We start from the raw sequence: 20,904 nt of genomic DNA on the forward strand, positions 1-20,904 counted from the left end.
GTTCTCTTCGTCATTTCTCGGATTCCTTTGCCTGCATTATCGCCGGCTCAGGCCCTGGCCGTTCCACTTATCCGGTTGTCTGAATTCGCGCGGCCACCTCTAAGGCGACCCCGCTCACCCTGACTGGATCAAGATCAAATCCATCAAATCGGGCACAGTTCTGTCTGCCGAAGTGGGCAAACTGGTGTCCCCCCAAGCGCAGTGGAGCTACGTGTTCAAGGGGGAACTGGACGCCATAGTCGACCCGCAGCCGCTTGATACGGTCGTGATCCTGAAGGAGCCGCAGCACGTCAAGGCGGGCGAAGTCGTTGCGCATGTCGGCCAGTATCAATGGCCGATGAAGGCCAGCCCGATACCACCGAAGCCGAACTACCCGATGCTGCATCTCGAAGTGTTCGCGGGGCCGGACCTGAAGGACTTCATCGATCGAAGCCGTGCGCGTGCGAATGAACTGGACGAGAAAAACAAACCGCTTCTGGAAATCGAACCGGGGGCCAAACTGGTCACCGAAATCCCCGCACCCGATCAGAAACTGACCCAATCCGGGCTGAAGCTCGTGCCGATAGGCGATGCAAAGGGTTCGCGCTGGATCAAGGTGCAGCCCAAGAGCGTGACCAATGTGCCCGCGAAAGGCAAACAAAAGGCTCAACAAAAGTTGGCGGACGTTGGCAAACCGCTGTGGGTCGAAAGCAGTCTAGCGAACACGATCAGCACGACGAACGTTGCGGGGTGGCAGAACTTTCCGCTGGGCGTTTCCAAGGCAAGCGGACCGGGCGCGGACTTCCGGGACGTGTTGCGCCGTACTGAACTCGACAAGCTCGGTGAGAGCAATGTCGCGGTCGACGACAAGGACCATCATTGGTGGAACATCACGGTTGGCTCGAAGGACGGCTCCGGCCAGACTGGTTGGGTGTGCGACACCGATCATCCTCACGTACAGCTTCGTAGTCCTTGGGAATGGCCAGGTTTCGAATTAGTGGACAACGGCAGCGTCAACCCTGCCGACATGTTCAAACGCCATATCCATACGACCGGGCAATATTTGCCGGACGAGGAAGGCACTGAGTTTGCGGTGGAAGCGGTGAAGGTCAACGCTGGCGAACTCATCACGAAGATTGAACAGGCGATCGATACGGACCACGACGGGAAGGTGACGGCGCAAGAACTGAAACACGCACTGGAAACGCCGTGGATGGCCGAAGTGGTGTCGCATCTTGTGGTGCGCAACGAAACCGAATGGGGAGGCGGTCTGGGTAAGTGGGAAGAACTCACCCCGCTCATGCAGAAGCAGACCGAGCTGTGGAAGACGGAACTTGATCGGCTCGCGAAGCTTCAGTGGTGGGAGCAAATCCAGGGCGTCGATGGCTTCCCTACGGACCTTTCGCCGTGGCATCTTCATCCGATTGGGTTGATCGGGAATTTTATGACGAGCGACGGACCTGCAACGACGATTTCAGATGACGGTATCTATTTTATCTTTATGCAAGAACATCTCGAAGGAGTTACCAATAAATTGCACTGGCCGGGCGGCGCAAGTGGCGTAACTTTAGGAGCTGGTTATGACATGAAGGCACGGACAACCGAAAGCGTCGTTGCGGACATGAAAGCAATTGGGCTGGATGATGCAACAGCGACCGCGATCTCAAGCGGTGCGGGTCTTGAACGGGAGGCCGCGCGGGATTTCTGTAAAAAACATCAGGATGTCGTCAACCTAAGTGATGGCAAACAGGTTGAACTCCTTCATAAGACTGTTCCTACATATGTTCGAATGGTTAATCAGGCAGTGAAAGTGAAGCTAAAGCAAACCGAATTCGATGCGCTCGTAAGCTACGCATATAATCCCGGCGGCGGTTGGTCCAAGGTGACCGACATGATCAATCGTGGCCAAATTTCAGAAGCGATGACGCAGATCGGCCAGTACGTGTACTCGGGCGGTCAAATCTTTGATGGCCTAGTTAAGCGACGAAAAGACGAGGTAACTCTTTACACCACTGGGCGGTATGAGTTTCACGGACAATCGATACGGTCTCGGAAATGATGGAAGTGTGGGGTGAAATTAACTATGAAAAAAATGTTTGAAGTGCGCCGCTTAATTGTTTTTTATGGTCTTGTCTTTGCTGCGTCCAATATATTTGGTGCGCCCCTTCCGGATGACATTATTGGTAAGTGGCAAGTTAAGGAGGTTCACCTCAATACGGAGTCGGGTCGTACCAGCGAATACACGTGGAATGATCCCCGTTTGAATGGGAGAATTTTCGATTTCACGCATGATGACGTGTCAGATGACGTCTACGACTTTTCGGATCATTGTACGAATCCTACCGTGCAGGTCATCAGTGCACCTCTGCGTGATTTAATGCTACGAAGTTTGGGGGGGTACGAATACCCGGCGTCTGGAGATGCCGATCCTGTTCGTGACTATAAGCTGGATAGCGCTAAAGGAAAACACATGCGAGCCTTCAGTCTCAACTGTGCGAAAGGTTTATGGCAAGGTGATCTCGGCAGGTCGGACGGTGCGACCGCCAACATGAATATTCCGGGTGCTTGGATTGCCTTTGGCGATAATCAGAAGATGTACGTGCGTTGGCGTGACGAAATCATTCTGGTGCTTACGAAAATCCCACTCAACGCGCCAATTGCAGCCTCCTTCCCTTGTGGAAAAGCATCAACCGCGACCGAGCATGCGATTTGCAACTCTTATCAACTATCAGCTTTTGATAAAAGTATCGCGGAGTCTTTCAACCGCATGATGGCGCAAGCAAGATTTTCTGGCTCGCAGACTGCTTCCCTTGCTCAAAGTCAGCGCCGCTGGCTCAAAGGTCGTAATACGTGTGGCTCGAATGCTGAGTGCATTCTTAAGATAATGCGAAGGCGACTCGATGAGTTAGCTACAGCGGGTTCTAGCGGAGATTGAACTGCTTCCGATCACAATTGAAAATGATGAACTTGATTCGAATCGGTGACGATACCGGCCACGGTGGCAAAGTCGAAAACCGGTTCATCGACCATGAAATTTGATGGCCGCTACGTCGCGCACAAAGGCGATCGGGTGTCGTGTCCACAGCATCCCGACGTGTCGCCGAACATCATCGAAGAAGGCGACGAATCGATGAAGGACAACGGCATTCCAATAGCGCGGCACGGCCATCGAACTACATGCGGCTGTCATCTGATTTCGAGCCTCGCGTAACGCTACGACAGCGACCCCAGTCGCATCGAGCGCCGCACGATCACAGAACCGTCGTTCTTCGAAATCAAGTAGGACGGAATGAAATAAATCGCGTACCGATTAATCATGAATGGTCGATTTTGTAAGTCCCTATGGGGTGGTATATGGGTGGGTGATGTAGATGGTGGCAAAGGGGGCTAGATGATTAATCTGATTTGAATGGACAAGGGCGACTGCTAAGCGAGCGTTTGAACAATTTAATCGAGGAAGGCAGCCATGCAAACGTAAATGGGATTCTTCGCTAACTGGGGAACATGGATGGTGAGAAAAATACTTGGTGTGGCGGCAGTTGTAATCGGCCTGATTTGCGTGCCAACTCTAGCGGTGGAAACCGGCGGTTCGCCCGATGATATTCCTGCCGACTCGATTCGAAATGGATGCAATGTGAATTTTTCTAAAGAATTTCATCCTCTGTCAAATGATCCGCTCAGTACGCCACCGTTTGATATAACGGCAAAGTGGATTTGCCGGGATGGGGAAGTCAGTAATTTTGATAAATATACGGTCAATGGAAGTAGTCCGAGCGTAGCAACTGTGTTGTTTTGGCGTGAGCGATATATTATTATCCTTGTGAAATGGACTGCAAGTTCAAGTGCGTCAGATTATGTTTCTGATTTCTACGAGGTTTTTTCTTACAAGCGCCAGCAACTTAACGGGCGGGCTGACATCGTCAGGGATGGTGCGATAGAGAGATTTTTTTCGCCGGGATGGGATGGTTATTCTAGAAATGAGGTAAGAGTAAAGTATCCATTTAAAGATGCCGCGTCAATTAAGAAGGTGTTGAGATCGAATAACGTTAGGTAGGGATTTAAAATTATGAAAATTGGGTGGAATTTATGTTGCTGCGAACTCGGGCATCCGGCGTAAGGTCAAGATATGTCTATTAATTTCGTTCGAGTCGGCGATGATACCGACCACGGCGGCAAAGTCGAGACGGGCTCATCGACCATGAAATTCGATGGCCGCTACGTCGCGCGCAAAGGCGACCGGGTGTCGTGTCCACAGCATCCCGACGTGTCGCCGAACATCATCGAGGAAGGCGACGAATCGATGAAGGACGACGGCATTCCGCTAGCGCGACACGGCCATCGCGCTACATGCGGTTGTCACCTGATTTCGAGTCTTGTGTAACGCTACAACAGCGACGCGAGGCCTGGCCGCATCGGGCAGCGAACGATCACGGAGCCGTTGTTCTTCGACAGCACGACGAGCTGCGTAAAGCTGTTGGCGGGAGCATACCTCGACAGGTATAGGTCGAGCTGAAGGATCAACGCGCCCATGCTGTTTTCAATAAACGCGCTCTCATCTGCCGCCATCACAATTTCGAAGCCTCTCACAAGGGCCGAATGTGGCTTGACCGCCAGTAGTCGCTCGACGACGTTTCTCTTGACGAACGAAATCGCCTCGACGTGTTCGGCACATCGGTCGTTCGGCGCAAGTTGGCGCATAAATTTCACGAAGTCCGACCACCCCTCGCGTGTCAACTGCGTCAGGTTGGCTGTCGTCAGCGCAAGCACGCGCCACTGCGCTTCTGACTCACGGGACGCTCTATAGGTCGGCGTCGGCTGTTTGAGCAAAGTAATCCTGCAAGGGACCTGATCATTTTCGTTTTTCAGATCACCTTTGAGGGAGCCGGTCCGCATCCGCGAAGGCCAGTCGCGATTCGTGCAGGTGAGGTCGGCACTCAATTGCAGCGGCGTTTTCGCCACCGCTGTCCCGTCCGCGCGTAGCAGTACGAGCGACGTTTCACGTCCGGGGTAATGGATTGCCGCGTAAGGATCGTGGCGCGTGATCCAGAACCGTTCGCCGGCCCCGACGCCCCACGCATTCAGCGACGGAATAGCGCTCCCGTCTGACGGATCGCGAACCGCATCAACCGAATAGATGCCGCTTATGTCTGGTCGGCTCGGCTTCGGCACGACGGGATAATCCGCGACAATTTCGCCACGTAACGACTTGACGCCGATATGCTTGAACAGGTTCACGATTGGCGTACAGAACAATCGGATGTTGTCCGCCGATAGCGGGGTGAGCGCTTGCGCGATGCGCGAATCGGCGTGCACGCCTCCAATCGCCAGATGTAGTGTTACGCGCCGCGCGCGGTTCATTTGGACGGGTTCAAGACATCGGCGTAATTGAATGTCGACGAAGTCGAACTTGTCCGGAAATCCGACGTATTCCAGTAGCGGTTGAACCAGCGGCGAATTTTGCGACGGTGGCAGCAGCATATCGTCTGGGCCGAACCGGACCGGTGTGACCGGTATCCCCGCAATTTGCATCCACCGTCCGCTGTCGCCCGCTTCGACATATGCGGCCCGGACTCGTAGCAGGACCGTATCCAGCAGCGCGACGACTGTCTGGCGTTCTCCGGCGAAGTGGACGCGCAGCGCGTCGGGCGAAACCGCTCTGAGCGGCGCGGTGGCGCCCGTCGATTCGATCGTGATGGAAATGAAGCTGGTTGTGTTCGGCGGCAGTGCGACTTGTGCCGGTGCGACGGTGCTGCGCGAGAATCGAGCGTTTGCGATGTGGATCGGCGCAAGCGTTACGTCATAAGCGGTTCGAAAGCGAACTTCTCCGCCGCGCGACGTGAGTTCCATGCCACGCGGCAAGACGGTCGGCTTGTCCGGTAATTCCTTGATCGGATCGAAGCGAGCGATCGAACATGCAGGGAACGGTCGCAAGTAGTGCGGATGCAAGACATGAAGCAACGCTTCGGTGAACTTCGGTGCGCCGTCGTCCAGGTTGGCCCGGATTTCGGCTGCAATCAACGCGAACGCCTGCATCATCCGCTGGACGTGTGGGTCGTCCGTCTGTCCGCCTGTAAAGCTCAGGCGGGCGGCAATTCGTGGATACTCGTTGGAGAAGGTGGCGAACTGATCTTCCAGCTTCGCCAGTTCCTGTTCATAGTAGCCGCGCAGCTTGTCGTGCATATCCAACGTCGTATGGCCTCTGCAGGTCACGACGTGCGTCGTATTGTCCAACGGTCATCGTATTCGAATCTTCATTCGCCGAGTTCCCGCAGCCCGACAGTTCGACGCCAAAATATGAGTCTGATGCGACTACGGCAACTGCACGACGGTGGGAAAAAGCCGCCTACGTTCGCATGCGATTGATATTCAGTAATCGATATTGATGGATTTTGGCGTCAGCCGTCGTTTCTTCAATCTCGGCGTGAATATGTTTCTCAATGTGAACTTCGAGAGGCGGCTCGTCGAGATAAAGTCGGGACGGCAGCCGCCGACGCGGGACAGCATCAGCAGGTTGATGTCGGCGAGCGCGCGTTTCTCTTCGTATGGACGTTCGAGGCCACGAAGTATCCCGGCATGCATGTCTCGATGAACAGTGCGCGTTGAAGATAATGGATCGGACATCACGTTCTCCAGAGTGACCGGTATGGACGGAGACGAGGAAAGACCCCGTCCGGAACCGGCGGGGCCAGTGAGGCATCTTGCTGAAAGGCGTCTAGGAACTCGGCGGCGGCGATGCGTCGCCCGATCCGTCGGGGCACGCGATGATGTACGTGCTCGGCGCTGACGCTATTGCAACGCGCGCACTCGCACACCGCAGTCCGATCGGCGCGCCGTGCATCAGAACACGCACGCCTCGGTCGTCGTCAGCGTCGCAAACGGCCCGCCGAGCGTCGCATTATGATGCGCGACGATCCGCTCGGCCGGCAGCGCGGGCGTATCCATGCAGGTATGCGCATCGGCAACGAGCACCGCGCGAAATCCGAGATCGCCGGCCGCACGGCACGCTGTATCGACGCAGTACTGCGTCTTCATCCCCGCAATCACGATCTCGCCGATACCGGCCGCACGCAACCACTCGGCGAGCCGCGTGCCCGCGAAGCAGCTCGGCCGGGTCTTGTCGAACACGATGTCGCGTGCCGTATCAATCGCAAGCTCCGGCAGCAGCGCGGCCAGCGGCGCGTCGGGCGCGATCGGCGAGCCGGCCGGCCCGATGTGACGCACGGCGAACACGGGCGCACCGCTGTCATGCGCGCGGCGAATCAGCCGGTTGATGTTGGCCAGCACGCGTTCGCAGTCATGCGGACGATCGGGGCCGTGGAACAGCCCGACCTGCATGTCGATCACGAGCAGCGCTCGTTTCGGGGAAGGGGCTTCGGACATTGCGTTTCTCCTGAGTGGTCGATGCAGACGGAGAAACGACGAGACCCCGTCCGGAACCGGCGGGGCCTGTGGGAGTCGGTGACGCTACGATCTTGCGCGCACTCGCCGCACGGGCCCGCCAAAGGCGGTCGTGCGCGTGGTCGTCGAAAGGGTGATCGTGCCGTTGTGCATTGATCGATGATGCCCGATGCGCGCGCTCGACGTCAATGACGCGTCACGCACCGCGCATCCCCCAACACTCAGTCCAACGCTTTCCCCGCCTTCTCGTCCATGCAACGAATCGCGAGCAGCGTAAACACGCCACACCCGATCGCATACCACGCAGGCGCGTTCGGATTCCCGGTCGCCGCGATCAACCACGTGACGAAGAACTGCGCGAAGCCGCCGAAGATCGCGACGCCCACGCTGTAGACGAGCGCACCGCCGGTCGCACGCACCGCACGCGGAAACAACTCGCCGAGCATCGCGCCCGTCGCACCGATGTTGATCGCATGCACGATCGACAGCGCGGCGATGATCGATAGCAGCGACGCGGCGCCCGGCCAACGGTTCAGCGCGATGAACGCCGGGTAGATCGCGACCATCAGCACGATGCGTGTCCACCAGGTGATCCGGTTGCGCCCGTACACGTCGGACAGATGGCCGCCGATCGGCGTCACGAGCATCAGGATCGCACCGGCGACGCAGCCGGCCGTCATCGCCAGCCAGCTCGGCAGGTGCAGCACCTGCACGCCGTAGATCGCCATGTAGAACACGATGATGTAGTGGATCGACGTGCCGCCGATCGTGACGCCGAGGCCCGCGAACACGGCCTTGCCGTGATGGCGCAGCACGTCGGCGAGCGGCAGCGATGCGACCGGCTCGTCGTGCGCGGCGGCGGGCGAGGGCGCCGCCGCCGGGACTTCCTCGACGGTGCGGCGCAGCCAGTAGCCGATCGGCACGAACAGCGTGCCGATGATGAACGGCACGCGCCAGCCCCAGCTTTCGAGTTGCGCGGCGGTCAGCGTCGACGTCAGCGCGACGCCGGTGAGCGCGCCCGCGAGCGCGGCGAGCCCCTGGCTCGAGAACTGGAACGACGCATAGAAACCGCGACGATGCTGCGGCGCCTGTTCGAGCAGCAGCGTCGTCGATGCGCCGACTTCGCCGCCCGACGCGAACCCCTGCAGCAACCGTGCGAACACGAGCAGCAGCGGCGCGGCGATGCCGATCTGCGCGAAGGTCGGCGCGACCGCGATCGTCGCGGTGCCGAGCGCCATCAGCAACAGCGTGAGGATCATCGCCTTCTTGCGGCCGGCGCGGTCCGCATACATGCCGATCACGAGCCCGCCGAGCGGACGCGTGACGAAGCCGACGCCGAAGCTCGCGACCGCGAGCATCAGTTGCCCGAACGGCGAATGCACGGGGAAGAACAGCTTCCCGATCAGGAGTGCGAAGAAGCTGTAGACCGTGAAGTCGTAGAACTCGAGCGCGTTGCCGACGGCGGCGGCCGCGATCAGCCGGCGTTTCTTCGCGGCGGCGCGGGCATCGACGGGCGTGCCGGCGAACGGAAGGGCGGACGTTTCCATGGGGTTCCCTTGCTTTAAGCGCGGAACTGCGTGATGAAGGGCCGTCAGGCCGCGAGCCAGGCTTCGGCGACGCGCACCCAGTAGCTCGCGCCGATCGCGAGGATGTCGTCGTTGAAGTCGTAGCCGGGGTTGTGCACCATGCAGCCGCCCTTGCTGCCGATCCCGTTGCCGATGAACGCGTAGCAGCCGGGGCGCGCTTCGAGCATGAACGCGAAATCCTCGCTGCCCATCAGCGGCGCGGTCTCGGTTTCGACGCGTTCCGCGCCGAGCATCCGGCGTGCGATGTCGGCCGCGAACGCGGTCGGTTCCGCGTGATTGACGAGCACCGGGTAGCCGTAGTCGTAGTCGACTTCCGCGGTGACGCCGAAGCTTTCCGCCTGGCCCTTCACGAGCGCTTCGATGCGGCGCGCGAGCAGTGCGCGCACGTCGGCGTTCAGTGCGCGCACCGACAGTTTCATCACGACGGTTTCGGGAATGATGTTGAACGTCTCGCCGGCCTGCACGCTGCCGACGGTGATCACGGCCGCATGCTGCGCGTCGACCTCGCGGGCGACGATCGTCTGCAGCGCGACCATGATGCTGCCCGCGGCCGACATCGGGTCGCGCGCGAAATGCGGCATCGCGCCGTGGCCGCCGACGCCGCGCAGCGTGATCGTCACGCGGTCGGCCGACGCCATCGCGGCGCCGGTGCGGAACGCCATGTCGCCGGCCGCGCGGCCCGGCATGTTGTGGATCGCGAAGATCGCGTCGCACGGGAAACGGTCGAACAGGCCGTCGTCCATCATCGCCTTCGCGCCGCCGAAGTTTTCCTCGGCGGGCTGGAAGATCAGGTTCAGCGTGCCGGAGAACTGGCGCGTCGCTGCGAGATGGCGCGCCGCGCACAGCAGCATCGCGGTGTGGCCGTCGTGGCCGCATGCATGCATCTTGTTCGCGTGACGGCTTGCATACGGCAGGCCCGTGGTTTCCGCGAGCGGCAGCGCGTCCATGTCGGCACGCAGCCCGACCGTGCGCGTGCCTTGCCCTTCGCGCAGCACGCCGACCACGCCCGTCTTGCCGATACCGCGATGCACTTCGTAGCCCCAGCCGGTGAGCAGCTCGGCGACGAGATCGCTCGTGAGCGTCTCTTCGAATGCGAGTTCCGGATGGGCGTGGATGCGGCGGCGCACTTCGACGAGCTCGGGGGCGATCGCGGCGATGCCTGGGATGACGGGGTTCACGGCTTGCAGCATGGTGACTCCTGTGGGGCCGGTGGGGCGTTTGACGCGCATATGACGACCAAGCATATAAATTTCTTTTGCGTACCAGAAGCTGCTAAATTGCTTTGGTGCACACCGTCGGTTGCCGCTCGGGAATACCCTGAGCCATTGCGCAGCGGGGCGCACAGGGTTTCCACGGATCACGCATTGCCCCATGAAATACCATCAGCTGAAAGCGTTCGTCACCGCCGCGGAAGAAGGGAGCATTCGCGCGGCCGCGCGGCGCCTGAACGTGTCGCCGGCTGCGCTCACGAAGGCGGTCAAGGAACTGGAGATCGCGCTGGGCGTGTCGCTCGTCGTGCGCACCGCACGCGGCGTGCAGCTCACCGCGTTCGGCCAGCAACTGCAGGTGCGCGCGCGTCTGATCGTCGCCGAAATGCAGCGCGCCCGCGACGACATCGAGCAGGCACAGGGCGCGATGACGGGCTCGGTCGCGGCGGCGATCACGCCGGCGGCGGCGGTGACGATCCTGCCCGACGCGTTTCGCGCGTTCCGGCGCCGCTTTCCGGTGGCGCGCGTCAATCTGGTCGAAGGGTTTCCGGGCGTCGCGCTGCCGCGCCTGCACGACGGTTCGCTCGATTTCGCGGTGGCCGTCGTCGTGCCCGAACTGCTGGCGGCCGAGTTCGATCATGCGGAGCTCTATGCGAGCCGTTCGCTGATCGTCGCGCGCAAAGGGCATCCGCTCGCGTCGGCCACGTCGCTCGCTGATCTCGTCGAGGCCGACTGGCTGATGAATCCGTCGCCGGAAAGCTCGACACAGGTGTTGTTCAACTCGTTCGTCGCGCACGGGCTGCCGGTGCCGGCGCGCGTCGTCGAATGCCCGAGCTTCGGTCTCGCGCACAGCCTGATGACCGGTTGCGACCTGATCGCATCGATGCCCGAGCAATTGCTGCAAGGCGAGTGGGCGCGCGACCAGCTCGCGGTGCTGCCGATCCGCGAGCGCTTGCCGGGCGTATCGGTGCAGGTCGTCACGCGCCGCGACAGCCCGCTGACGCCGGCCGCGGCGATGCTGCTCGATTGCCTGCGCGATTCCGCGCGACGCAAGGGGCTGCGGTGAAAGGGCGCCCCGAACGGATCGTATAGTGATCCTGACGATCTTAGGACCAAAACGCGCTGGCCGCGTACCATTCCGGCGCACGTCGCGCGAGCCGGTATCATAGCGGCCGGCCCGCCGCTTCGGCCGGCCTCCAATCCCATCGCCATCCGGCATCCAGCAATCAGAGGCATCACATGACCAGTGCAACCCAATTCGACAACGTATCGGTCGTCAAGCGCGCGAACGTCTATTTCGACGGCAAGTGCGTGTCGCATACCGTGCTCTTCCCGGACGGCACGCGCAAGACGCTCGGCGTGATCCTGCCGTGCGCGCTCAACTTCGGCACGGATGCGCCCGAATTGATGGAAGTGCAGGCCGGCAAGTGCCGCGTGAAGCTCGACGGCAGCAGCGAATGGCAGACCTACGGCGCCGGCGAATCGTTCTCGGTGCCGGGCAAGAGCCGCTTCGACATCGAAGTGCTCGAGACGCTCGATTACGTCTGCAGCTACCTGTAACGCGCTTCCCGCGCAGCAAAGAAAAAGCCCCGCCGAAGCGGGGCTGGTCGCAAGCGGATGGCGCAAGGCCATCCGAAGCGCCTGTTCTCGTTACATCGTTACAGGCAGGCGTTGATGTCGCCGGCGGACGCTGCGTCGCCGCGCACGCCGACCCACGTCTTCGCGCCCGGCTTCCACGACGGACGAACCATCGCGGCGGCGCCGTTCGGCGGCTGCTGGCCCGGTGCGTACACGTCGGTCGCGAGGCCGTTGGCCAGCACGTTCTGCGAGATCACTTGTTGTTGCGACTTGTCGGCCCAGGTCTTGGCGATGCACGCCGAGACCTCGGGCGCGTCTTTCTGGCTTTGTCCCACGTTCTGCACAGCAGGATCGGCGGCATGAGCAGAAATTGCCACGGTCAATGCGATGAGCGGTAAGTATTTCACGTTCACGTTATCTCCCTCGAGTCGTGATTGATTGAGTGGGATGCGCAGCAGTGCTGCGTACAAGTGAGATTCCATCGGACGAGCACGGTTCCGGTCATTCCGAAACAAGTTGTTAACGTGCTTGCCAAACGGCGGCTCGGATGCTGCAGCATGTTGCTGCGGCGCGGCATGCGGCGCGGCATGCGTCGCGTACGGCTCGACGTCATGCGTGGCGCGGTCAGTGCGCTGCCCGGTCGTGGTGTGGTGAGGTGACGGCCGCGGCGGGCGGCATGGGCGTGCATGCCGCGCCGCGACTCTTTATCTGATGACGAAGTGGAATGGCTGATGGATGGCCCCGTCGCATGAGCACCATGATGACAAACTTTCGTCGGCCGAATTGTTAACCAACTTTAAACGGAGAAGGCGGCGGGGACGCGACGCGGCGCGCGGCATCGCGCAGCGAGGCGAGGCGGGGAAGCGGTGCGCGGCCGGGCGCCGCGCACGCGTGCTGTGTCAGCCCGCCTTGCGCGAACCGACGTCGCGCAGGTTGGCCGGGACGACAGGACGGAAGCGCTCGCGTTTCTGTTCGTCGTCGAAGTGCTGGAGCGCCGGCTTGATCAGGTCGCTGCGCGACACGATGCCCGTGATGCGCAGCGATTGTTCGTCGGCGACCACCGGCAGGCGTTCGAGGCCGAGCATCGCGAGGCGCGACGCGACGACGCGGCAGGTTTCATGCGCCAGCGCGACGGTCGGTGCGTGGTTGGCGAACGCGGCCGAGATCGGCGTGTCGGCGCCGGCCTGTGCGCGCTGCGCGTCGAGCGTCGCACGATCGACGAGGCCGAGCAGGCGGCCGTTCTGCACGACCGGGTACGCGCGGTGCGTCTGCTTCGCGCCGAAGTATTGCGTCTCGACGGTATCGAGCGTCGCTGTGCCGTCGATCGCGACGAGCCGATCGGCCGACGTCATCACTTCGCCGATATCGTGCCGCTCGAGCGGATCGACGCCGTATTCGCGATAGATGTGATAGCCGCGGCGCGCGATCTTTTCCGTCATGATCGAGCGCTTCATCACGATGGTCGCGAAGCCGTGCGCGACGAGCGTCGCCGCGAGCAGCGGCAACAGCGCATTGGCGTCGTGGGTGAGGCCGAAGGCGAACACGATCGCGGTGAGCGGGGCGCCGAGCGTCGCGCCCAGCGTCGCGGCCATGCACACGAGCGGCCACAGCACCGGATCGCCGCCAGGCAGTACCGGCGACAGCACAGTGCCGAGGCCGGCGCCGAGCATCAGCAGCGGGGCGAGCACACCGCCGGACGTGCCCGAGCCGAGTGCGATCACCCACATCACGGCCTTCACGATCAACAGCGCGAGCGCGATCTTCAGCGCGATGTGCTGATGCAGCAGGTCGCCGATCACGTCATAGCCGACGCCGAGCGCGCGCGGCTCGAGCCAGCCGCCGACGCCGATCACGATCGCGCCGAGCGCGGGCCACCACATCCAGTGCACGGGCAGCTTCGCGAAGGTGTCCTCGACGCGATAGAGCGCTGCCGACAGGCCGCACGCGAGCATGCCCGACAGCAGGCCCGCGACGATGCACGACAGCAGCGCGACGGGCGTCGGCGCGGCGGTCGTCAGCGGAAACAGCGGATCGACGCCGAAGAACACCGCGCGTGCGAAGCCTGCCACCGCGCACGCGAGCGCGACCGGCAGGAAACTGCGCGGACGCCATTCGAACAGCAGCAGTTCGACCGCGAGCAGCACGGCGGCCACCGGCGTGCCGAACACGGCCGTCATGCCGGCGGTCGCACCGGCGACGAGCAGCGTCTTGCGCTCGGCGGCGGTCACGTGCACGCATTGCGCGATCAGCGAGCCGAGCGCACCGCCCGTCATGATGATCGGGCCTTCGGCGCCGAACGGGCCGCCGCTGCCGATCACGACGCCGGACGACAGCGGCTTGAGGATCGCGACCTTCGGCGACATGCGGCTCTTGCCGAACAGGATCGCCTCGATCGCTTCAGGAATGCCGTGGCCGCGAATCTTCTCCGAACCGAAGCGCGCCATCAGGCCGACGATCAGCCCGCCGATCACCGGGACGGCGATCACCCATGCGCCGAGCGTGTTGTTCGCCGGCGAATGGTCGGCGAACGAGAACTGCCGGAAGAAGAACAGGTTCGTGAACAGGTGGATCAGGCTCAACAGCACGAACGCGGCAAGCGTGCTGAGCAGGCCGATCCCGGCGGCAAGCAACGCGATCCTGGGCAGGCGTTCGTTGGTCGAGAAATCGCGTTTGTGTGGTGCGTTCATCGGCGTGGCAAGGGCAAGGGTCAGTAATCGATCTCGGGAACCTGGAACGTGCCCTTGAGCGACTTCAGCTCGGCGCGATGCATGGCCGCGAGGCGGGCGAGCAGCGTTTCGCCGGCCTGTTCGAGGTGAACTTCGACCTGGCGGCGGTCGGCTTCGCTCGGCTTGCGCTTCACGAGCCCGAGCGCTTCGCAGCGCGTCACCAGCGCCACGACACCGTGATGCTGCGCCTGCAGGCGTTCCGCGAGCTCGCCAATGGTCGCCCATTCGCGATGCGGATAGCCCTTGATGTGCAGCAGCAGCAGGTATTGCAGTGGCGTCACGCCTTCGCTTTGCGCGGCGCGTTCGGAGAAGCGCTCGAAGCGGCGCATCTGGTAGCGGAACTCGGACAGTTGCTGGAAATCGCTTTTCGCGAGCGCGCGTCGGGTATCGTTCATCGAGGTCGGTCGGGCAGTCGGTTACGGTGGCGGTAAATATATCACAACATGATATAAATGACCGAAATCGGGCAGCTTGATCGCGTTCCGCGTTCCACAGGCGGTTACGTCGCGTGATGCGCGCTACGCGGCCTCGAGCATTTGGGTCTGCTGATAAAGGCCCGTGACGAGATCCGTCTGCGTAATGATGCCGACGAGCCGGTGCGACGCATCGACGACCGGAATATGGTGGTGGCCCGAATGCGTGAACAGCGGCACGAGCGCCGTGATCGGCATCGTTTCCGGCACCGATGCGACGTCGCGCGTCATCACGGACGCGACGCTCGCGGGTTGGCCGCCGAACGATTGTGGCAACCGGGCAGACAGGCGCTGCCACAGCGGAGTCGGACGGCGCAGCCGGCGCGTGAGGTCGGCGCGCGTGACGATGCCGGTCAGGCGGCCTTCGCCGTCGACGACGGGCAGCGCCTTCACGCGGTGACGGTCGAGCAGCGCGAGCGCGGCCGCGACCGACGTCGACGGCGCGACCTCGATCGCATGCTTCGTCATCAGGTCCGCGCACTTCAACTGGCCGAACGTGCGCGTATAAGCCTGCATTTCGGTTTCGCGCAGCAGCGCTTCGAGATCGTCCGGATCGATGTCGAGCCATTCGCTGCGGCGCTTCAGCACCGCGTCGAGGTCGCTGCGCGTGAAGCCGCCGCGCGCCGGTGCGGCGCCGCCGGCCTGCGGTTTCGCTTCGGGACGCACGCCGCCGTGCGGGTAGCGGTGCCCGGTCAGCGCGTGATAGACGAGCGCGGCCGACAGCAGGATCGCCGATTGCAGCGCGATCGGCTGCAGGACGAAGCCGAAGCCGAGCGAATGGATCGCCGGGCCGCCGACCACGGCCGTGAGCGCGACGGCGCCCGACGGCGGGTGCACGCAGCGCAGCGCGAACATGCCGCCGATCGCGCAGGCGATCGCGACCGCGGCGGCCGTGATCGGATCGGCGATCCATTGCGCGCACGCGACGCCGACCGTCGCCGCGACGAGATTGCCGCCGATGATCGACCACGGCTGCGCGAGCGGGCTCGCCGGCACCGCGAACAGCAGCACGGCCGACGCGCCCATCGGCGCGACGAGCAGCGGCACGAGGCCCGGCACGCCGGGCAGCAGCCGCATCGTGACGCCGACCATCGCAATGCCCACGAGCGCGCCGGTGCACGAGCGCAGGCGCTCGCGCCAGCCGAGCGTCATCGGATGGGGAATGAAGCTGTGCAGCCATTGCCGCAACGTGCGGCGCGACGGGGAGGAGCCTGACGACATGGGCGGTAAGCGGTAAAGATGCAACGCAGGGGCGCGGCGACCAGCGCGGAATTATATCGCGTTGTGATATAAATTGTCGGGCTGCCTCAGGCCGTTGCAGACGCGCGACGTGCAAGTCTTGCAAAGTCCTTTCATCGAATGGGAGCTTGCACGCGCGTAACCGCGCAAATTTGTCTGCAGCGGCGTACAATTCGGCGCAGTCAATTCCCCCCCGTCATGCCAGAACCCCGTCCGCGATGCCCGCTCTCCCGCCTTCTCCCCGGCACGGTGATCGATTCGACGTGGTTCGCGGCCGCGTTCCGTTGCCCCTCTGACGCGAGCGCCGCCGACGCCTCCCCACTGACTCTCCCCAAGCCAATTCAATGGACATGCTCGAAAACATGCGCCTGTTCGTGCGCGTCGTCGAAGCCGGCAGTTTTACTGCGGTCGCGAAGGAAATCGACGCGACCACCGCGCAGGTGTCGCGCGCGGTCTCGAACCTCGAAGCCCACGTACAGACGCGCCTGCTGCATCGCACGACCCGCCACCTCGGCCTGACCGAAAGCGGCGAGCGCTATTTCGAGCGCGCGAAATCGATCCTCGCGGAACTCGACTACGCGAACGCGGAGGCGCGCAACGCGCTGCTGCGGCCGAGCGGCAAGATGCGCATTCATGCAATGACGGGGCTCGGGCAGAGCCATGTCGTGTCGTCGATCGTGCGCTACCAGGCGGACAACCCCGACGTGTCGGTCGAGCTGACGCTGGCGCAGCGGATGCCGAATCTGGTCGAAGAGGGCTACGACGTGTCGATCGTGACGGCGTCGCAGTTGCCCGATTCCGGCTATGTCGCGCAGACCTGCGGCACGAGCTGCAGCGTGCTCGTCGCGTCGCGCGAATACCTGGCGCGGCACGGCACGCCGCAGACGCCCGACGAACTGCCGAACCACGTGTGCCTGCGCCTCGACACGCCCGCGTCGCCGGCCGGCGAATGGCGGCTCGAGCGCAGTGACGGCGAGGAGACCGTCTACGCGCTGCAGCCGGCGCCGTTCCAGGTCAACGTGCCGGACGCGCTGTGCGTCGCGGTGCGTGCGGGGCGCGGGATCGCATGCGTGGCGCTGTATACCGTGCTCGACGATATCCGCGCAGGGCGCCTGATCCGCGTGCTGCCCGAGTACCGGCTGCAGACGGTGAGCGTCTATGCCGTCTACGCGACGCGCCGCTATCTCGATGCGAAGATCCGCACCTTCCTCGATCACCTGCGCACGACGCTCACGCCGGCGCTGGAGAACGATCTGCGCGAACTCGACCGGCTGACGACGGAGCACATGCCGGGCGGCCGCCAGCCTGCGTGACGGCGCTGCGCGCCGCCGCGACGTTCATGCGGCCGGCGCGATGCGGATCCGCTCGAAGCGGCCCGCGAGCCATACGTACGCCGCAATGCCGATCAGCCCGTGCGCGGCGACGAACCACAATGCGCCGGCGAACGAACCCGTGCTGGCGACGAAGTAGCCGATCACGAGCGGCGTGACGATCCCGGCGATGTTGCCGAGACCGTTGAAGACGCCGCCGCTCAGCCCGACCATGCCTTCCGGCGCCGTGTCGGCGAGCACGGCCCAGCCGACCGCCGCGAGCCCCTTGCCGAAGAACGCGATCGTCATCAGCGCGATCACGACCGCGTTCGACGATGCGCCGTTCGCGAGCACGAGCAGCGTCGCCATCGCCATCCCCGCGACGAACGGCGTCTTGCGCGCCCTCGACGGATGCATGCCGCGCCGGATCAGCCAGTCCGACAGCACACCGCCGAGTACGCCGCCCGTGAAGCCGCAGATCGCCGGCAGCGCAGCGACCCAGCCGGCTTCCATGATCGTCATCCCGCGTCCCTTGATCAGATAGATCGGGAACCACGTGATGAAGAAATAGGTGAGGGCCGTGATGCAGTACTGGCCGATGTAGATTGCCCACAGGTTCCGGTGGCGGAACAGTTGCGACACGTCGTGCCACGACGCGCGCGGCCGCTCGCGCACGCGGTTCGCCTCGAGATCGACGGGCGCGCAGGTAGTCGCGCTCCGCGTCGGTCACGCGCGGGTGGCCGTGCGGCTCGCGATACCACGCGAACCACAGCGCGGCGAGCGCGATGCCGAGCAGCCCCATCCACAGGAACACGTGCTCCCAGCCGAGCGCATGCGTGAGCCATGCCATTGCCGGCGTAAACAGCACGACGGCCATGTATTGCGCGGAATTGAACAGCGCCGATGCGGTGCCGCGTTCGGCGGCCGGGAACCAGCATGCGACGATCCGCGAATTGGCCGGAAACGCCGGCGATTCGACGAGGCCGAGCATGAAGCGCATCACGAACAGCGCAAGCGTCGCGGCCGCGCCTTGCACGGCGAACCCGCCGACCGTGCCCTGCAGCATCGTGAATACCGACCACAGCAACAGGCTCAGGCCGTACACGCGTCGCGCGCCGAAGCGGTCGAGCAGCCAGCCGCCCGGAATCTGGCCGATCGCATAGGCCCACGCGAACGCCGAAAAGACGACGCCGAGCTGCACGGGCGTGAGCCCGAGGTCGTGCGCGACGCCGGTGCCGGCGATCGACATCGTCGCGCGATCCGCATAGTTGACGACGGTGACCGCGAAAATCAGCGCGAGGACCGCATAGCGGACGCGGCCGATCGTGCGCGACGCGGCGGGCGATGCGGCGACGGCGGCGCCGCTGGATCGATTGGACATGCGTGTCTCCTGGCCTCCGTCGTGCGGAGGCATCCGGTGTTGTAACGGAAGGGGCGGTGCCGCGCTCAGCGCGTGACGCTGGTCGGCGGGCGCTGGCCCGCGAAGCACGCGGCGAGGTTCGCGAGCACGAGGCGGCCCATTGCCTCGCGCGTTTCGTGCGTGGCGCTCGCGCGGTGCGGCTGCACGACGACGCGGTCGAGTTCGAGCAGCGCGGCCGGCACGTGCGGTTCGTTCGCGAACACGTCGAGACCGGCGCCGGCGATCGTGCCGTCGGCCAGCGCGTGCACCAGCGCGGTTTCGTCGACCAGCTTGCCGCGTGCCACATTGATCAGGAATCCTTTGGGGCCGAGCGCGGCGAGCACGTCGGCCGTCACGAGTACGTTGCCGTGATCGGCCGAGGCCGCGATCACGAGCACGTCGCTGTCGCGCGCGAGCGCGGCGAGGTCGGGCACGAAGCGATAGCCGCTGTCGCGATGCTCGCGCGGGCCGAAGTAACTGACGGGCATCCGGAACGCCTGCGCGCGCTGCGCGATCGCGCGTCCGACGCGGCCGAGCCCGACGATGCCGAGCCGCTTGCCCGTGACCTGCGTTGCGAGCGGCTGGGCCGTTTTGCCCCAGCGGCCGGCGCGCACGATCCGCTCGCCGGCGCCGAGGTCGCGCAGGGTCGTCAGGATCAGCCCCAGCGCCATGTCGGCGACGTCGTCGGTCAGCACGTCGGGCGTCGTCGTCACGTGGATGCCGCGCGCCCGGGCGCGATCGAGATCGACCGCATCGGTGCCGATGCCGTTGATCGCGACGATCTCGAGCGCGCCGAGCCGGTCCATCAGCGCGGCGGACAGGCCGTTCGCGCCGCCGGTCACGACACCGCGAATGCGCGGCGCCACGCGATCGAGCAGCGCGTCCGGTTGCTCGGCCGCGTACAGCCGGTGCACGGTGTAACGGGCGGACAGTTCGGCGTCGATGGTGTCGGGGAGCGGCTGGGTCAGCAGGATGTCGATGGTCATGAAGGTCTCGGTCGGCGTGCGCGGCGTGGGCCGCGCATCAGGTGGAACCGAGTATAGAAATCGCATCGATATCGGTCTAACATCAAAAGACTATCGATTGATTCAAGATTTGAATGATTGAACTGCACCAGCTTCGCTGCTTCGTCGCGGTTGCCGAAGAACTGCATTTCGGCCGTGCGGCCAGGCGGCTCTTCATGACCCAGCCGCCGCTCAGCCGGCAAATCCAGTTGCTCGAGCACGCGCTCGGCATCGCGCTGCTCGAGCGCAGCAGCCGGCAGGTCAGCCTGACCGCCGCGGGCGAGCGCTTCCTGCGCGACGCGCGGCACATCCTCGAATTCTCCGCGCGGGCCGAGCAGGCCGCGCAGCGCGTCGCGCATGGCGGGGCCGGGCGCATCACGCTCGGTTTCACGGCCGTCAGTGCGTACCGGATGATCCCGGTGCTGCTCGCGCACGCGGCGCATGCGTTGCCGGACGTCGACGTCGAATTGCGCGAGATGGTGTCGACCGTGCAGATCGACGCGCTCGCGTCGCGGATGCTCGACGCGGGTTTCGTGCGCCAGCGCGCCGCGCGCCAGCCGCTCGAATACCGGCTCGTGCAGCGCGAACCGATGCTCGTCGCGGTCGCGGAAGGCGCGCCGCTGGCGGCCTACGAGCAGATCGGCCCCGACGAGCTCGACCGGCAGCCGTTCATCGCGTATTCGCCGAACGAGGGCAAGTATTTCCACGACATGATCTCGGGGATGTTCGCGGGCGCCGGGCGGCTGCCGAACTACCTGCACTACGTCGGCCAGACGCATACGATCCTCGGCCTCGTGCGCGCGGGGCTCGGCGCGGCGCTGGTGCCGGCGTCGGCGCGCGAGCTTCATGTGGACGGCGTGGTGTTCCGGCCGCTGGCGGGCGTCAACGTGGCGGCCGAGCTGTATCTCGCATGGCGCGCGGACAACGACAATCCGGCGCTGCCGGTGTTCAACGCGATGGTCGAGCGGTTTCTGACCGAGAGCACGGACGATCCGGGCGTTTAG

Annotated in this window: 19 protein-coding genes and 2 pseudogenes; 10 read left to right on the top strand and 11 right to left on the bottom strand. The window is 63.6% G+C overall.

Annotated features, from left to right (window positions below):
- Window positions 1–211 precede the first annotated feature (211 nt).
- From HWX03_RS19465 to HWX03_RS19485, 5 genes and pseudogenes are all read left to right on the top strand, one after another.
- Complete coding sequence (locus HWX03_RS19465; protein WP_244132690.1) at window positions 212–2,038, top strand: glycoside hydrolase family protein; 1,827 nt, start codon at window positions 212–214, stop codon at window positions 2,036–2,038.
- A 12-nt stretch (window positions 2,039–2,050) separates the two neighbouring features.
- Entirely contained in the window at window positions 2,051–2,914 is an 864-nt protein-coding gene (locus HWX03_RS19470; protein ID WP_175872316.1) for a lysozyme inhibitor LprI family protein, read from the top strand.
- 23 nt (window positions 2,915–2,937) lie between these two features.
- Window positions 2,938–3,190: pseudogene (locus HWX03_RS19475) on the top strand (PAAR domain-containing protein).
- A 267-nt stretch (window positions 3,191–3,457) separates the two neighbouring features.
- Window positions 3,458–4,033, top strand: coding sequence for a hypothetical protein (locus HWX03_RS19480; protein ID WP_175872317.1), 576 nt, complete (start codon window positions 3,458–3,460; stop codon window positions 4,031–4,033).
- A gap of 72 nt (window positions 4,034–4,105) precedes the next feature.
- The gene (locus HWX03_RS19485) at window positions 4,106–4,360 is read left to right on the top strand and encodes a PAAR domain-containing protein (RefSeq protein WP_175872318.1); all 255 of its coding nucleotides are present in this window, start codon (window positions 4,106–4,108) and stop codon (window positions 4,358–4,360) included.
- Between the two features lie 2 nt (window positions 4,361–4,362).
- Here the strand turns inward: HWX03_RS19485 and tssF are convergent, their stop codons facing one another.
- The 5 genes from tssF to HWX03_RS19510 form a co-directional block, all read right to left on the bottom strand.
- The gene (gene tssF / locus HWX03_RS19490) at window positions 4,363–6,159 is read right to left on the bottom strand and encodes a type VI secretion system baseplate subunit TssF (RefSeq protein WP_175872319.1); all 1,797 of its coding nucleotides are present in this window, start codon (window positions 6,157–6,159) and stop codon (window positions 4,363–4,365) included.
- 186 nt (window positions 6,160–6,345) lie between these two features.
- Window positions 6,346–6,600, bottom strand: a complete 255-nt coding sequence (locus HWX03_RS19495; RefSeq protein ID WP_175872320.1) for a hypothetical protein — start codon at window positions 6,598–6,600, stop codon at window positions 6,346–6,348.
- Between the two features lie 216 nt (window positions 6,601–6,816).
- Window positions 6,817–7,359 carry a cysteine hydrolase family protein gene (locus tag HWX03_RS19500; RefSeq protein WP_175872321.1) on the bottom strand — a complete coding sequence of 181 codons (543 nt, stop codon included), beginning with the start codon at window positions 7,357–7,359 and terminating at the stop codon, window positions 6,817–6,819.
- A 239-nt stretch (window positions 7,360–7,598) separates the two neighbouring features.
- Window positions 7,599–8,924, bottom strand: coding sequence for an MFS transporter (locus tag HWX03_RS19505; protein ID WP_175872322.1), 1,326 nt, complete (start codon window positions 8,922–8,924; stop codon window positions 7,599–7,601).
- A 44-nt stretch (window positions 8,925–8,968) separates the two neighbouring features.
- Entirely contained in the window at window positions 8,969–10,153 is a 1,185-nt protein-coding gene (locus HWX03_RS19510; protein WP_175821559.1) for a M20 aminoacylase family protein, read from the bottom strand.
- Window positions 10,154–10,334: 181 nt separating this feature from the next.
- Between HWX03_RS19510 and HWX03_RS19515 the strand changes: the two genes are divergently transcribed.
- Together HWX03_RS19515 and HWX03_RS19520 are read left to right on the top strand one after the other, a co-directional pair.
- Window positions 10,335–11,237, top strand: coding sequence for a LysR substrate-binding domain-containing protein (locus HWX03_RS19515; RefSeq protein ID WP_174387606.1), 903 nt, complete (start codon window positions 10,335–10,337; stop codon window positions 11,235–11,237).
- A gap of 173 nt (window positions 11,238–11,410) precedes the next feature.
- The gene (locus HWX03_RS19520) at window positions 11,411–11,731 is read left to right on the top strand and encodes a pyrimidine/purine nucleoside phosphorylase (protein ID WP_006478890.1); all 321 of its coding nucleotides are present in this window, start codon (window positions 11,411–11,413) and stop codon (window positions 11,729–11,731) included.
- Window positions 11,732–11,829: 98 nt separating this feature from the next.
- Here the strand turns inward: HWX03_RS19520 and HWX03_RS19525 are convergent, their stop codons facing one another.
- The 4 genes from HWX03_RS19525 to HWX03_RS19540 form a co-directional block, all read right to left on the bottom strand.
- A complete protein-coding gene (locus HWX03_RS19525; RefSeq protein WP_174387649.1) occupies window positions 11,830–12,162 on the bottom strand; it encodes a hypothetical protein in 333 nt (110 codons plus the stop codon).
- Window positions 12,163–12,648: 486 nt separating this feature from the next.
- Window positions 12,649–14,436, bottom strand: a complete 1,788-nt coding sequence (locus HWX03_RS19530; protein WP_175872323.1) for a chloride channel protein — start codon at window positions 14,434–14,436, stop codon at window positions 12,649–12,651.
- Window positions 14,437–14,456: 20 nt separating this feature from the next.
- On the bottom strand, window positions 14,457–14,870 hold the full coding sequence (locus HWX03_RS19535) for a helix-turn-helix domain-containing protein (RefSeq protein ID WP_175872324.1): 414 nt from the start codon (window positions 14,868–14,870) through the stop codon (window positions 14,457–14,459).
- Window positions 14,871–14,993: 123 nt separating this feature from the next.
- A complete protein-coding gene (locus HWX03_RS19540) occupies window positions 14,994–16,169 on the bottom strand; it encodes an HPP family protein (protein ID WP_175872325.1) in 1,176 nt (391 codons plus the stop codon).
- Window positions 16,170–16,531: 362 nt separating this feature from the next.
- Here HWX03_RS19540 and HWX03_RS19545 point away from each other — a divergent pair, with 362 nt between their 5' ends.
- Window positions 16,532–17,500, top strand: a complete 969-nt coding sequence (locus HWX03_RS19545; protein ID WP_174432838.1) for a LysR family transcriptional regulator — start codon at window positions 16,532–16,534, stop codon at window positions 17,498–17,500.
- A gap of 24 nt (window positions 17,501–17,524) precedes the next feature.
- Here the strand turns inward: HWX03_RS19545 and HWX03_RS19550 are convergent.
- Together HWX03_RS19550 and HWX03_RS19555 are read right to left on the bottom strand one after the other, a co-directional pair.
- A pseudogene (locus HWX03_RS19550) lies at window positions 17,525–18,878 on the bottom strand (MFS transporter).
- A gap of 65 nt (window positions 18,879–18,943) precedes the next feature.
- Entirely contained in the window at window positions 18,944–19,882 is a 939-nt protein-coding gene (locus tag HWX03_RS19555; protein WP_175872326.1) for a 2-hydroxyacid dehydrogenase, read from the bottom strand.
- Between HWX03_RS19555 and HWX03_RS37240 the strand changes: the two genes are divergently transcribed.
- Both HWX03_RS37240 and HWX03_RS19560 read left to right on the top strand, forming a co-directional pair.
- Window positions 19,881–20,003 carry a hypothetical protein gene (locus HWX03_RS37240; protein ID WP_279612233.1) on the top strand — a complete coding sequence of 41 codons (123 nt, stop codon included), beginning with the start codon at window positions 19,881–19,883 and terminating at the stop codon, window positions 20,001–20,003. The two genes, HWX03_RS19555 and HWX03_RS37240, sit on opposite strands and share 2 nt — an antisense overlap.
- Window positions 19,996–20,904, top strand: coding sequence for a LysR substrate-binding domain-containing protein (locus tag HWX03_RS19560; protein WP_023476495.1), 909 nt, complete (start codon window positions 19,996–19,998; stop codon window positions 20,902–20,904). Before HWX03_RS37240 ends, HWX03_RS19560 begins: the two co-directional genes overlap by 8 nt.

Origin of the sequence: Burkholderia sp. BCC0397, assembly GCF_902832865.1 — a bacterium.
Lineage (GTDB): Bacteria > Pseudomonadota > Gammaproteobacteria > Burkholderiales > Burkholderiaceae > Burkholderia.

Coding starts and splice junctions, on each gene's coding strand:
- HWX03_RS19480 (WP_175872317.1), top strand. CDS start 3,458: ATGGGATTCTTCGCTAACTGGGGAACATGGATGGTGAGAAAAATACTT.
- HWX03_RS19485 (WP_175872318.1), top strand. CDS start 4,106: ATGTCTATTAATTTCGTTCGAGTCGGCGATGATACCGACCACGGCGGC.
- tssF (WP_175872319.1), bottom strand. CDS start 6,159: ATGCACGACAAGCTGCGCGGCTACTATGAACAGGAACTGGCGAAGCTG.
- HWX03_RS19495 (WP_175872320.1), bottom strand. CDS start 6,600: ATGTCCGATCCATTATCTTCAACGCGCACTGTTCATCGAGACATGCAT.
- HWX03_RS19500 (WP_175872321.1), bottom strand. CDS start 7,359: ATGTCCGAAGCCCCTTCCCCGAAACGAGCGCTGCTCGTGATCGACATG.
- HWX03_RS19505 (WP_175872322.1), bottom strand. CDS start 8,924: ATGGAAACGTCCGCCCTTCCGTTCGCCGGCACGCCCGTCGATGCCCGC.
- HWX03_RS19510 (WP_175821559.1), bottom strand. CDS start 10,153: ATGCTGCAAGCCGTGAACCCCGTCATCCCAGGCATCGCCGCGATCGCC.
- HWX03_RS19515 (WP_174387606.1), top strand. CDS start 10,335: ATGAAATACCATCAGCTGAAAGCGTTCGTCACCGCCGCGGAAGAAGGG.
- HWX03_RS19520 (WP_006478890.1), top strand. CDS start 11,411: ATGACCAGTGCAACCCAATTCGACAACGTATCGGTCGTCAAGCGCGCG.
- HWX03_RS19530 (WP_175872323.1), bottom strand. CDS start 14,436: ATGAACGCACCACACAAACGCGATTTCTCGACCAACGAACGCCTGCCC.
- HWX03_RS19535 (WP_175872324.1), bottom strand. CDS start 14,870: ATGAACGATACCCGACGCGCGCTCGCGAAAAGCGATTTCCAGCAACTG.
- HWX03_RS19540 (WP_175872325.1), bottom strand. CDS start 16,169: ATGTCGTCAGGCTCCTCCCCGTCGCGCCGCACGTTGCGGCAATGGCTG.
- HWX03_RS19545 (WP_174432838.1), top strand. CDS start 16,532: ATGGACATGCTCGAAAACATGCGCCTGTTCGTGCGCGTCGTCGAAGCC.
- HWX03_RS37240 (WP_279612233.1), top strand. CDS start 19,881: ATGAAGGTCTCGGTCGGCGTGCGCGGCGTGGGCCGCGCATCAGGTGGA.
- HWX03_RS19555 (WP_175872326.1), bottom strand. CDS start 19,882: ATGACCATCGACATCCTGCTGACCCAGCCGCTCCCCGACACCATCGAC.
- HWX03_RS19560 (WP_023476495.1), top strand. CDS start 19,996: ATGATTGAACTGCACCAGCTTCGCTGCTTCGTCGCGGTTGCCGAAGAA.